Source organism: Bradyrhizobium sp. Kon69 (assembly GCF_055807515.1).
Genome location: NZ_JBVVOS010000022.1, coordinates 112097 through 125137, shown reverse-complemented (window position 1 = coordinate 125137; position 13041 = coordinate 112097). Strand labels below are relative to the sequence as shown.

Here is a 13041-nt window from a genome sequence, read left to right as displayed (position 1 = left end):
TTAGCATTTTACCGGGGTGAGGGAACAGCCCGCGTACAAAAAACGGCACAGCACTTGTACCGGTAAAGAAATCGTAAGCAGCAAGGCGGCAAACTGCCCCGCGTTCACGCAGATCCTGGCGGAACACGCCTCAAAAAGAGACACCATGGCACCATCAGGCACAATCGCCGCGAGCGGGGGACTCAAGGCCCCCGCGGCTGCGCGTGTCGATTGGGTCGATTACGCCAAGGGCATCTGCATCGTCATGGTCGTGATGATGCATTCGGTGCTGGGGGTCGAGCTTGCCGCCGGCGAGACCGGCTTCATGCATGTTTTGGTGGCCTTCGCAAAGCCGTTCCGGATGCCGGATTTCTTCCTGATTTCGGGTCTGTTCCTGTCACTGGTGGTCGACCGGGACTGGCGAACCTATCTCGACCGCAAGGTAGTGCATTTCGCCTATTTCTATGTCGTCTGGGTGACAATCCAGTTCGGCTTCAAGGCCCCCGCATTCGCGGCGGAAACGAGCTGGCGCGACGCCGGCTTGCTCTATCTGGAATCCTTCGTCGAGCCGTTCGGCACGCTGTGGTTCATCTATCTCCTGCCGATCTTCTTCGTCGTCACGAAACTGACACGGCGCATGCCGCCGCTGGCGATCTGGCTGGTCGCCGCCGCGCTGGAGACGGCGCGCATCTCGACCGGGTGGACCGCGATCGACGAGTTCTGCGCACGCTTCGTCTATTTCTATTCGGGCTATCTGTTCGCGCCCTACGTGTTCGCGCTGTCGGACCGTGCGCGCAATCATCCCGCATGGGCGCTGACAGCGCTCGCGACATGGGCGCTAGTCAATGCCGGTCTGGTTATGCTCGGCGCCAGCGAGTGGAAATTCGTATCGCTCGTGCTCGGCTTCGCCGGGGCCTGCGCCATCATCACGATGGGCACGCTGCTCGCGCGCGCGCAATGGCTGAACGTCTTCCGCTTCTGCGGCGAGCATTCGATCGTGATCTACCTCGCCTTCTTCTTGCCGATGGCGGCGACACGGACGCTGCTCTTGCGCACGGGCATCATTCCCGACATCGGCGCGGTGTCGCTGATTGTGACTATCGTCGGCGTGATCGGCTCGCTCGCGATCTGGCAGATCGCTCTGCGTCTTGGCGGCAATTTCCTGTTCGAGCGGCCCGATGCGTTCTGGATCGCGCCGAAGAAGGCGGGGCCGGCGCTGCAGGCGGCGGAGTAATCCTGCCTCCACATCGTCGTCCCGGCGGAGGCCGGGACCCATACCGCGTGATTTATCGATAGATCGCGGTCTTCGTACTGCGGCACGATCGCTTAGCTGCCAGTCTTCGCCAAACTTCTCCCTGTGGTTATGGGTCCCGGCCCCCCCGTGCGCGATTGCGCACTAGGCCGGGACGATATTTGAGTGTGGGCTCCGGCCAGATTTCCCACATCCGAGGCTGTCAAATCCCGCAAAAATTCATACATTGCGGCCATGCCCAAGAGCTCCCCAAAGACCACCGCCCAAGCTGACACCAAGGCTGCCGCGCCCAAGGCCGCCGAAACCAAGCTCGCTGCTGCGACAGCTGCTGCCAAGCCCGTCGCCGCGAAGGCAGCCGGCAAGGGCGACCATGTCTTCCTGGTCGACGGTTCCGGCTACATCTTCCGCGCCTACCATGCGCTGCCGCCGATGAACCGCAAGTCCGACGGCTTGCAGGTCAATGCCGTGCTCGGCTTCTGCAACATGCTGTGGAAGCTTTTGCGCGAGATGCCCGAGGACAATCGGCCGACGCATCTGGCGATCATTTTCGACAAGTCGGAAATCACCTTCCGCAACAAGATCTATCCTGAGTACAAGGCGCACCGGGCGCCGGCGCCGGACGATCTGATCCCGCAATTTTCGCTGATCCGCGAAGCGGTACGCGCCTTCGACCTGCCTTGCCTGGAACAGGTCGGCTTCGAAGCCGACGATCTGATTGCGACCTATGTGCGGCAAGCGTGCGAGCGCGGCGCGAGCGCGACGATCGTGTCCTCCGACAAGGACCTGATGCAGCTCGTCACCGATTGCGTCACCATGTACGACACCATGAAGGACCGCCGCATCGGCATCCCCGAGGTGATCGAGAAGTTTGGCGTGCCGCCGGAGAAGGTGGTGGAAGTGCAGGCCCTGGCCGGCGATTCTACCGACAACGTTCCTGGCGTGCCCGGCATCGGCATCAAGACGGCGGCGCAGCTGATCGTCGAATATGGCGATCTCGAGCAATTGCTGTTCCGTGCCACCGAGATCAAGCAGCCGAAGCGGCGCGAGGCGCTGATCGAGAACGCGGAGAAGGCGCGCATCTCGCGGCAGCTCGTATTGCTCGACGACAAGGTCGACCTCGACGTCCCGTTGGACGATCTCGCCGTCCACGAGCCCGATGCGCGCAAGCTGATCGCGTTCCTGAAGGCGATGGAATTTTCTACGCTGACGCGCCGCGTCGCCGAGTTCTCGCAGATCGATCCGGCAAACGTCGATGCCGATCCGGGCTATTCCAGCGGCGCCAGCGTTTTCTCGCCGCTGCCGCCTTCGGACGTCGTGCCGGCCCCGGGAACCGGCGCGCCGGCGCAAGCGCCAGTGGGCCAGCGCAATGCATCGGCGAGCAAGGAGGACAAGGCCGCGAGCCCGAAGGGCGCGCCGATCTCTCTCGCCGCCGCGCGCGAAGAGATTTTGCGGAAGCTTCCGGTCGACCGCAGCAAGTACCAGGCCGTCAAGACGCTCGCGGAATTGAACGCGTTCATCGCGCGCATCCATGATGCCGGCCATGTCGCGGTCGAGATCCGGGCAAACTCGATCGACCCGATGCAGGCTGATCTCTGCGGCATCGCGCTGGCGCTGGCGCCGAACGAGGCCTGCTACGTGCCGCTGGCGCACAAGCAGTCCGGCGGCGGCGCCGGCCTGTTCGACGCCGGCCTCGCGTCCGATCAGGTCAAGCATGGCGAGGCGATCGAGGCGCTGCGACCGGTGCTGGAATCACCGGGCATTCTCAAGATCGGCTTCGACGTCAAATTCACCGCGGTGATGCTGGCGCAGCACGGCATCACATTGTGCAACACCGACGATGCGCAGCTGATCTCCTACGTGCTCGACGCCGGCCGCGGCTCGCATGCGCTGGAGCAGCTGTCCGAGCGCTGGTTCGGTCACGCCATGCTGAAGGAGAACGAGCTGCTCGGCAGCGGCAAGGGCAAGATCACGTTCGACCAGGTGCCGATCGACAAGGCCGCGGCGCTGTCGGCGGAAGGCGCCGACATCACCTTGCGCGTCTGGCGCGTGCTGAAGCCGCGCCTCGTCGCCGAGCACATGACCACGGTCTACGAGACGCTGGAACGCCCGCTGGTGTCGGTGCTCGCGCGCATGGAACGGCGCGGCATCTCGATCGACCGCCAGGTGCTGTCGCGTCTCTCCGGCGACTTCGCCCAGACCGCGGCGCGCGTCGAGGCCGAGATCCAGCAGATCGCGGGCGAGCCCGTCAATGTCGGCAGCCCGAAGCAGATCGGCGACATCCTGTTCGGCAAGATGGGACTGTCCGGCGGCACCAAGACCAAGACCGGCGCGTGGTCCACCACCGCTCAGGTGCTCGACGAGCTCGCCGAGCAGGGCCACGATCTCCCGAAGAAGATTCTGGAGTGGCGCCAGGTCTCGAAGCTCAAATCGACCTACACCGACGCGCTGCCGACCTACGTGAATCCCCAGACCCACCGCGTCCATACGACCTACGCGCTGGCCGCGACCACGACGGGCCGGCTGTCCTCGAACGAGCCGAATTTGCAGAACATTCCGGTGCGCACCGAGGACGGCAGAAAAATCCGCCGCGCCTTCATCGCAACGCCGGGGCATAAGCTGGTCTCCGCCGACTACTCGCAGATCGAGCTGCGGCTGCTCGCCGAGATCGCCGACATTCCCGTGCTGCAGCAGGCTTTCCGCGACGGTCTCGACATTCACGCCATGACGGCATCGGAAATGTTCGGCGTGCCGATCAAGGGCATGCCGAGCGAAATCCGCCGCCGCGCCAAGGCGATCAATTTCGGCATCATCTACGGCATTTCGGCGTTCGGCCTCGCCAACCAGCTCGGCATCGGGCGCGAGGAGGCCTCCGCCTACATCAAGAAATACTTCGAGCGCTTTCCCGGCATCCGCGCCTACATGGACGAGACGCGCGACTTCTGCCGGAGCCACGGCTACGTCACCACGCTGTTCGGACGCAAGATGTACTATCCCGACATCAAGGCTTCGAACGCCTCGGTGCGCGCCTTCAACGAGCGCGCCGCGATCAACGCCCGGCTCCAGGGCACCGCCGCCGACATCATCCGCCGCGCCATGACGCGGATGGAGGCTGCACTCGCCGGGAAGAAGCTGTCGGCGCAGATGCTGCTGCAGGTGCATGACGAACTGATCTTCGAGGTGCCGGACGCGGAGGTCGAGGCCACACTTCCCGTCGTGCAGCACGTGATGCAGGACGCGCCGTTCCCGGCCGTGCTGCTCTCGGTGCCGCTACATGTCGATGCACGCGCGGCGAACAATTGGGACGAGGCGCATTGATTTTTCTTACCTCGCCCCGCTTGCGGGGAGAGGTCGGATCGCCTCGGCGATGCGAAGCATCGTCCGGTGCGATCCGGGTGAGGGGGTACAGGTACCACGGCGATCTCATGCGTGGAGAGAGCCCCTCACCCCAACCCTCTCAGCGCGAGCGAAGCTCGTCGCGACCCCGTAAGAACGGGGCGAGGGAGCGCACCGAGCGCGCGGCCGCACCAGAATTGTCCTCCGTGCAATTTCGCGATGGTCCCACTGCGCCACCCATATTAGAATTGTGCCGTCTCCCGCACCGGTTCAGCCATGCCCCACACCTCCGCCCTGCTCGGCTTCGCGCTTGTCTGCCTCGGCCTCGTGCTCACGCCCGGGCCGAACATGATCTACCTGATCTCGCGTTCGATAACGCAAGGCCCAGTGGCGGGCATCGTCTCGCTCGGCGGCGTGGCGCTCGGCTTCGTGTTCTACATGCTGTGCGCGGCGTTCGGCATCACGGCGCTGCTGCTCGCCGTTCCCTTCGCCTATGACGCGCTGCGCTTTGCCGGCGCCGGTTATTTGCTGTGGCTGGCCTGGCAGGCGGTGAAGCCGGGCGGTCGCTCGCCGTTCCAGGTGAAACAGCTTGCGATCGACAGCCCGCGCAAATTGTTCGCAATGGGGTTCGTCACCAATCTGCTCAACCCGAAGATCGCGATGCTTTACCTCGCGCTGCTGCCGCAGTTCATCGACCCCGCCGCCGGCAGCGTGCTGGCGCAGTCGGTGGTGCTCGGCGCGATCCAGATCGCGATCAGCGTCAGCGTGAATGCCATGATCGCGCTCGCGGCCGGGTCGATCGCGCTGTTTCTCGCAAGCCGGCCAAGCTGGATGCTGGTCCAGCGCTGGCTGATGGGCACGGTGCTGACCGGGCTTGCGGTGCGGATGGCGGTCGAGGCGCGGAAGGTGTGAGGGCTTTTTCACCTCTCCCCGCCTGCGGGGAGAGGTCGGATCGCTCTTGCGATCCGGGTGAGGGGGTACAGGTCTCACGGCCATCTCATCAGCGGAGAGAGGCCCCTCACCCAACCCTCTCCCCGTAAGAACGGGGAGAGTGAGAAGATCAATCCAGCTTCGCCTCCATGCCCCGCTTCACCGCCGGGCGGGCTATCAGGGCCTCGTACCAGCGCTTGACGTGGGGAAAGTCGGCCAGGTCAACCTTGTGGCGAGGGTGACGCCAAGCCCAGCCCAGGATGGCAAAATCGGCAACCGAGAGCTCGTCGGCGACGAAATCGCGGGCCTCCAGCCGGCGGTCGAGGACGCCATAGAGCCGTCGCGTCTCCGCCATGTAGCGCTTGAGGCCGTAGGCGCGGTCCTGCTCGTTCTCGAGCGCGATGAAATGGTGCACCTGGCCCGGCATCGGTCCGAAGCCGCCCATCTGCCACATCAGCCATTCATAGACGGGGATGCGGCCCGAAAGCGATTTCGGCAGGAATTTGCCGGTCTTTTCGCCGAGATACAGCAGGATCGCCCCCGACTCGAAGATGCTGACGGGCTTGCCGTCCGGCCCCTCGGGGTCGAGGATCGCGGGAATCTTGTTGTTGGGCGAGAGCTTCAGGAACTCCGGCGCCATCTGTTCGCCCTTGCTGATATTCACCGGGATCACCTTGTAGGGCAGCCCCATTTCCTCCAGCGCAACCGAGATCTTGCGGCCGTTCGGCGTGTTCCAGGTGTGCAGCTCGATGGTCATTTGTCGCGTGTCCTTCCCCGGGGATATCCGGCATCCACCTACTCCAGAACGTTGCACCCCCACAACCGGCGGGCCGGGATGGCCGATCCCTGTTGACGGGGGAAGCCCCCTCTGGAATGTCGGGGCCGTCGCGGATAAATTCCGCCACTTCCAAAAACGCTCCCGAGGGCCCGCCGTGTCTAAATCAGCCTCCCGCGCCCGCCTGTTCGAGATCATCCGCCGGCGCTCTTTCGGCCGCGGCGAGGTGACGCTCGCGTCGGGTCGCAAGAGCGACTTCTACTTCAACCTCAAGCCGACCATGCTCGACCCGGAGGGTGCGACGCTGCTCGCCGAGCTGACCTATGAGGCGCTGAAGGACGACCAGCTCGATTTCATCGGCGGGCTCGAGATGGGCGCGGTGCCGCTGGCCGGGGCGCTGGCGCAGATCTCCTGGATCAAGGGCCATCCCATCGCGGCCTTCTTCGTGCGCAAGAAGCCGAAGGAGCATGGCGCGAAGCTCGCGATCGAGGGGCTGCCCAGGGGCGAGACGCTGGAAGGCAAGCGCGTCGTGATCGTCGAGGATGTCACCACCACCGGCGGCTCGGCGATGAAGGCGGTGGAGGCGGTGCGCGAGACCGGCGCGGAAGTGGTGCTGGTGCTGACCATGGTCGACCGCGAGGAAGGCGCCGACGACACCTTTGGCGCGGCCGGCCTGCCATTCCGCTCGCTGTACAAGGCGTCGGAATTTTTGAAGGCTTGAGCGCTTTCTTCCCCCTCGCCCCGTTCTTACGGGGAGAGGGTTGGGGTGAGGGCCTCTCTCCACAGATGAGATAGCCGTGAGGCCTGTACCCCCTCACCCGAATTGCATCTTCGATGCAATCCGACCTCTCCCCGCAAGCGGGGCGAGGTAAAAGGCCCTCAACCGCTCATTTACCATCCCGCCTTATGGTGAATCATGTGCTGAGACCTGAGGGTCCCGGCCGGTTGGTAGCGTCGGGTGGAGTAAGCGTTTGCGTACAGTCATGTCCCATGCGCGCCTGAATCGCGCGATGCTCGTCGCCGCCACACTGGCAGCACCGCTGCTTGCGGCTCCGGCCCCGGTTTCGGCCGAAGGCCTGTTCGATTTCTTCTTCGGCGGAATGCAGCCGCAGCAGCAGCGGCCGCAGCGTGAGGTGCCGCAGCAGGCGAGCTCCTACGCGGACCCCTTCACCGGCCAGCAGAATGCCGCATCCCCGCAATATGTGCCGCCGGCACGTTCGGCCGCGGCCGGCGGCTCGGGACCGGCGTTCTGCGTGCGCAGCTGCGACGGCAAATATTTTCCGCTGATGCGCGGTCTCACCTCGCCCGCGCAGATGTGTCAGGCCTTCTGTCCTGCGAGCGCCACCAAGATCTATTTCGGCTCCTCGATCGACGGCGCCGCGTCGCAGACCGGCGAGCGCTACGCCGATAGCGAGAACGCGTTCGCCTATCGCAAGGCGCTGCGCGCCGACTGCACCTGCAACGGCCGCGAGCCGGTCGGCCTCGCGCCGGTCGATCTGGCGCTGGACTCGTCGCTAAAACCCGGCGACGTGATCGCCACCAGCGACGGCCTCGTTGCCTATACCGGCATCCGCGTCGGCAACGACCAGGCCGCGGACTTCACCCCGGTCGCCTCCTACCCCGGTCTCACCGCGCAGGTCCGTGCACGGCTCGGCGAGATGAAGGTGGCGCCGGTGCGCGCCGACACGGTGGCGGCGGATAGCCCCGCCGCGGAGATCGTGCGCGAGACGCTGCCCGACGTGACGGTGCCGAAAACGCAGAAGCCGGCGAAGCGGGCTGGGCTGGAGTAAAGCCCAACTCTCACCAAGTCGTCATTGCGAGCGAAGCGAAGCAATCCAGAATCTTTCCGGAGAGACGCTCTGGATTGCTTCGTCGCTACGCTCCTCGCAATGACGAGATTGCTGCACTACCGTCCGATGATCACGCCGATCACATTCGGCGCCGCCAGATATTTCTCCTCGATCGCCGCGCGCGCGGCGGCGCGGTTGTCTGCCGTGAGCAGGCCGCGCTTCTCGGCCAGGATCATCCAGCAAAAACCCCACCAGTCGGTGAGCATGCCCTGATCGTCGACGAGGTCATACCCCTGCTCGGCGGCGAAGATGCGCGCATGCGCTTCGTCCAGCGTGTCGAGGAACAGATGGTCCTCGGACGAAAACAGGTCGTCGCTGACATCGTCGATGGTGTAGCCCCAGATCGACTGGCAGACCGCGTTGAACTCGCGGTCGAACTGGTCGTCGTCGACCGCGTAGCGCCGCGCCGCCTGATGCAGCCGCGACAGCGAGCGCGCGAAATCGGCGATCCTGGTGAGGGCAAACTGGTCGAAGGCAATGGTGGACATGTAGTCCTCGCGAAGTCTGGCAGACGCTAGATATTGTGTCGGCAATGCGCCGAATCACAATGATATATCAAAGACTTGCTAAAGTGTTCTTAATTTGTTCCGAGGCGTTGCCGTTGTGCCCATTCATCAGGATAGGGCTCGCGATCACCGACAAATTCAGAAGTGTACTGCCCCCAGCCATAGTGGCGGTAATAGAGCTGCATCGCCTCATCGTGACTTTGTGCTTCGAAGCAAAGGACGCATCGCGGAGCTGTTTGATCGACCTTCGCCGCTTCATCGTACAGATGCTTCCGAATATCGTCGCCGTCAGGACCGGCAAGTACAAGCGAGGGCAGCACCTGACCGCTTTCGTTGATTACTTCCCAGATTTCGTGGAGCAGCGATGCCAACCCAGCCTCACATCGCCGACATCAACTTATCCCCGCACGCGCTCGCATAAAACTTGCCGCCGCATTGGCGCTTGATGGCGGCGCAGCGGGCGGCGGGCGTGGCGTTTTGCGGGAGCGTGACGGCGCAGCTCAGGCCGTCGGCGCTGCGGCCGATCTTGCCGGCGGCGAAGGCGGCGCTGGACGCGGTGATGCAGACGACGAGGAAGGTGGCGGCGGCGATTTCGATCAGCCGTCGCATCACAGGTCTCATCAGAGAGTTCATGGGGCGCTCCTCCACACTGATGGCTGAATTGGCCGCCATTCTAGCACCAAATCCACGTTTCCCCGTATGCGTCCGGGTTCCCAAATCGGCCCGTTCCTTGCATAATTTTACGCCAGCGCAGTGCACGGTCGCGCCAGCAATGGTTCCGGTACAGAGGCAAGATGCGTAGGGTCAGTAGTGTTCTCGCGACCAGGAAGTGACGACTTTGCAAGATTCATCGTTCCAGCCCAATTTCTCCGCCCCCAACCAGCCCATCGACGAACTCGCGCTGGCTGAGATCAAGGGCGCTATCCTGGCGAAGCTGCGCCTTGCCATCGGCAAGGATGCGGGCATGGCGACCAAGCACGACTGGTACCAGGCCGCCGCGCTGGCGCTGCGCGACCGCATCGTGCATCGTTGGCTCACGGCCGAGAAGCACAGCTACGATGCGGGGCGCAAGCGCGTCTATTATCTCTCGCTCGAATTCCTGATCGGCCGCCTCTTCAGCGACGCGCTGAACAATATGGGGCTGTTGAAGATCTTCGAGGTCGCGCTCGGCGATCTCGGCGTCTCCTTGCCGGAGCTGCGCAAATGCGAGCCGGACGCTGCGCTCGGCAATGGCGGCCTGGGCCGTCTCGCCGCCTGCTTCATGGAAAGCATGGCGACGCTGTCGATCCCCGCGATCGGCTACGGCATCCGTTATGATTACGGCCTGTTCCGCCAGATCATCAATCAGGGCTGGCAGCAGGAATATCCGGACGAATGGCTCGGCTTCGGCAACCCCTGGGAATTGCAGCGACCCGAAGTGATCTATGACATTCGCTTCGGCGGCGGTGTCGAGCATGTCGAAGACAAGGGCCGCGATCGCGCGATCTGGCATCCGTCCGAGACCGTGCAGGCGATGGCCTATGACACGCCGATCGTCGGCTGGCGCGGCCAGCACGTCAACGCGCTGCGGCTGTGGTCGGCGCGCTCGCCCGATCCGCTGAAGCTCGACGCCTTCAACACCGGCGACTATGTCAGCGCCAGCGCCGAGCAGTCGCGCGCGGAAGCGATCTGCAAATTCCTCTATCCGAACGACGAGAGCCCGGCGGGCCGCGAGTTGCGCCTGCGCCAGGAATATTTCTTCGTCTCGGCTTCGCTGCAGGATCTGATCAAGCGGCATCTTGCGTCGGATGGCCAGCTCCGCAGCCTGTCGAGCAAGGTCGCGGTGCAGCTCAACGACACCCATCCGAGCCTGGCCGTCACCGAGCTGATGCGGATCCTGATCGACGACCACAATTTCCGCTGGGACGAGGCCTGGAAGATCACGGTCGCCACGCTGTCCTACACCAACCACACCCTGCTGCCCGAGGCGCTGGAGACCTGGCCGGTCGAGCTGTTCGAACGGTTGTTGCCGCGGCACCTCGAGATCATCTACCGGATCAACGTGCAGCACCTCGCGCTCGCGGAGGCGCGCGCCCCCGGCGACATCGACTTCCGCGCCTCGGTCTCGCTGATCGACGAGCGGAGTGGCCGGCGCGTGCGCATGGGCCAGCTCGCCTTTGTCGGCTCGCACCGCATCAACGGCGTCTCCGCGATGCATTCGGACCTGATGCGCGAGACCGTGTTCCACGACCTCAACCATCTCTATCCCGGCCGCATCACCAACAAGACCAACGGCATCACCTTCCGCCGCTGGCTGATGCTGGCCAACCCGAAGCTGACAGATCTGTTGCGCGAGACCTGCGGCGATGCCGTGCTCGATGATCCGACGCAGCTCAGCCTGATCGAAGCCCGCGCCAGCGACGTCGAATTCCAGAAGAGGTTCCGCGCGGTCAAGCTTCACAACAAGACGGCGCTGGCCCGCCTGATCGGCGAGCGACTCGGCATCAAGGTCGATCCGAGCGCGCTGTTCGACGTGCAGATCAAGCGCATCCACGAATACAAGCGCCAGCTTCTCAACGTCATCGAGACCGTCGCGCTGTACCAGGCGATCAAGGACGATCCCAACGGCAACTGGGTGCCGCGGGTGAAGATCTTTGCGGGCAAGGCGGCGGCGAGCTACCGCTACGCCAAGCTGATCATCAAGCTGATCAACGACGTCGCGGAAGTCGTCAACAACGATCCCGCGATCGGCGGCAAGCTCAAGGTCGTCTTCCTGCCCGACTACAATGTCAGCCTCGCCGAAGTCATCATTCCCGCGGCCGACCTGTCCGAGCAGATCTCGACGGCCGGCATGGAAGCCTCCGGCACCGGCAACATGAAGCTGTCGCTGAACGGCGCCCTCACCATCGGCACGCTCGACGGCGCCAACATCGAGATCCGCGATCATGTCGGCGCGGAGAACATCGCGATCTTCGGCATGGAAGCCGGCGACGTGATGATCCGGCGCAAGCAGGGGCTGGACGCTTCCGACGTGATCCGCAATTCGCCAAAGCTCCAGCGCGCCATCAATGCGATCGGCGTCGGCGAGTTCTCGCCCGGCGATCCCGGCCGCTTCGAATCGATCGCACACGCGCTGCGCTATCTCGACCATTACATGGTCAGCGCCGACTTCGATTCCTATTACGAGGCGCAGCGCAGCGTCGATGCGCGCTGGCAGGTGGCGCCGGCCTGGACCCGCGCCTCGATCCTCAACGTCGCGCGCATGGCGTGGTTCTCCTCCGACCGCACCATCCGCGAATACGCCGAGGAGATCTGGAACGTGCCGGTCAACCCGACCACGCCGCTGCTGCCGACCTTGCGCGACGTCGCTGGCTGAATTTCCGCGAGGTGAAATCGGTTACCCACGAGGTAATTGCACAAGCCGGCGGCGGACGTGATATGACGTCCGTCATTGAACGCCGGATCGAACAATGCACGCCAAGCTCCCGCACCCTTTCGACGACGCCACCCGCGTCAGCGCCGGCGACTCCAGCTGGCAGGGGCACACCAGCGACGATTACTGGGCCTTTGTCGGCCCGTTCGGCGGCGTCACGGCCGCGACTATCCTGCGTGCGCTGATCGAGCATCCGGAACGTGCCGGCGATCCGCTGGCGCTCACCGTCAATTACTGCGCGCCGATCGCGAAGGGGCCGTTCGATCTGGACGTGCGACTGGTGAAGGCTAACCGCTCCAGCCAGCACTGGAGCGTCGAACTGTCGCAAGGCGGCGGCGAGGTCGCAACGCTCGCCACCGCCGTATTCGCCGAACGCCGGCCGTCCTGGGAGCACAGGGTGGCGCAATATCCGGATGCAAAGCCGTTCGAGGAGACGATGCCGTTCCCGAAGATCGCGGCGTCCTGGGCCAACCAGTACGAATTCCGCTTCGTCGAGGGCGAGATGCGGATCGGCCCGCCCAAGCCCGAGCTCGCCAACACCTACTCAAAGCTCTGGATCAGCGATCGCGAGCCGCGCAAGCTCGATATGCCGTCGCTGATGTCGATGTCGGACGCTTTCTTCGGCCGCATCTTCCACGCGCGGCGCGAGCTCGTGCCGTTCGGCACGGTGTCGCTGACGACGTATTTCCACACCGACAGCGAAGAGCTCGCGGCCGAGGACATCACCCGCGTGCTGGCGACCGCAGATTCAAAGATCATGCACAAGAGCTACGCCGACCAGAACGCCGAGCTGTGGTCGCCGAACGGAAGACTGCTCGCGACCACGACGCAGATCGCCTATTTCAAGGCTTAGCTGCTCCCACAAGTTCGTTATTGCGAGCGCAGCGAAGCAATCCAGACTGTTTCCGCGGAGGGATTCTGGATTGCTTCGCTGCGCTCGCAATGACGGTGGAGAGACATCTCGAAAAGCAAAAGGGCGGCCTCGAGGCCGCCCTTTCGAATTT

The 13041-nt window shown here is 64.1% G+C and carries 11 protein-coding genes; 7 read left to right on the top strand and 4 right to left on the bottom strand.

The window, feature by feature from the left end; genetic code table 11:
• Positions 1–145 precede the first annotated feature (145 nt).
• From AC0L3U_RS27265 to AC0L3U_RS27255, 3 genes are all read left to right on the top strand, one after another.
• Complete coding sequence (locus AC0L3U_RS27265) at positions 146–1213, top strand: acyltransferase family protein (protein ID WP_473363895.1); 1068 nt, start codon at positions 146–148, stop codon at positions 1211–1213.
• A 252-nt stretch (positions 1214–1465) separates the two neighbouring features.
• The gene (gene polA / locus AC0L3U_RS27260) at positions 1466–4546 is read left to right on the top strand and encodes a DNA polymerase I (protein WP_473363894.1); all 3081 of its coding nucleotides are present in this window, start codon (positions 1466–1468) and stop codon (positions 4544–4546) included.
• Positions 4547–4840: 294 nt separating this feature from the next.
• Positions 4841–5476, top strand: coding sequence for a LysE family translocator (locus AC0L3U_RS27255; RefSeq protein ID WP_473363893.1), 636 nt, complete (start codon positions 4841–4843; stop codon positions 5474–5476).
• Between the two features lie 148 nt (positions 5477–5624).
• Here the strand turns inward: AC0L3U_RS27255 and AC0L3U_RS27250 are convergent, their stop codons facing one another.
• On the bottom strand, positions 5625–6251 hold the full coding sequence (locus AC0L3U_RS27250) for a glutathione S-transferase family protein (protein WP_473363892.1): 627 nt from the start codon (positions 6249–6251) through the stop codon (positions 5625–5627).
• 175 nt (positions 6252–6426) lie between these two features.
• Here AC0L3U_RS27250 and pyrE point away from each other — a divergent pair, with 175 nt between their 5' ends.
• Together pyrE and AC0L3U_RS27240 are read left to right on the top strand one after the other, a co-directional pair.
• Positions 6427–6990 carry an orotate phosphoribosyltransferase gene (pyrE, locus tag AC0L3U_RS27245; RefSeq protein ID WP_018460046.1) on the top strand — a complete coding sequence of 188 codons (564 nt, stop codon included), beginning with the start codon at positions 6427–6429 and terminating at the stop codon, positions 6988–6990.
• Between the two features lie 289 nt (positions 6991–7279).
• On the top strand, positions 7280–8059 hold the full coding sequence (locus AC0L3U_RS27240; protein WP_473363918.1) for a DUF2865 domain-containing protein: 780 nt from the start codon (positions 7280–7282) through the stop codon (positions 8057–8059).
• Between the two features lie 116 nt (positions 8060–8175).
• Here the strand turns inward: AC0L3U_RS27240 and AC0L3U_RS27235 are convergent, their stop codons facing one another.
• From AC0L3U_RS27235 to AC0L3U_RS27225, 3 genes are all read right to left on the bottom strand, one after another.
• Positions 8176–8607, bottom strand: coding sequence for a hypothetical protein (locus tag AC0L3U_RS27235; RefSeq protein ID WP_007605013.1), 432 nt, complete (start codon positions 8605–8607; stop codon positions 8176–8178).
• Positions 8608–8696: 89 nt separating this feature from the next.
• The gene (locus tag AC0L3U_RS27230; protein WP_473363891.1) at positions 8697–8996 is read right to left on the bottom strand and encodes a hypothetical protein; all 300 of its coding nucleotides are present in this window, start codon (positions 8994–8996) and stop codon (positions 8697–8699) included.
• 7 nt (positions 8997–9003) lie between these two features.
• Positions 9004–9234, bottom strand: coding sequence for a hypothetical protein (locus AC0L3U_RS27225; protein WP_473363890.1), 231 nt, complete (start codon positions 9232–9234; stop codon positions 9004–9006).
• Between the two features lie 229 nt (positions 9235–9463).
• Here AC0L3U_RS27225 and AC0L3U_RS27220 point away from each other — a divergent pair, with 229 nt between their 5' ends.
• Together AC0L3U_RS27220 and AC0L3U_RS27215 are read left to right on the top strand one after the other, a co-directional pair.
• The gene (locus AC0L3U_RS27220; protein ID WP_473363917.1) at positions 9464–11980 is read left to right on the top strand and encodes a glycogen/starch/alpha-glucan phosphorylase; all 2517 of its coding nucleotides are present in this window, start codon (positions 9464–9466) and stop codon (positions 11978–11980) included.
• A gap of 94 nt (positions 11981–12074) precedes the next feature.
• A complete protein-coding gene (locus AC0L3U_RS27215) occupies positions 12075–12890 on the top strand; it encodes an acyl-CoA thioesterase (protein ID WP_473363889.1) in 816 nt (271 codons plus the stop codon).
• Positions 12891–13041 lie beyond the last annotated feature (151 nt).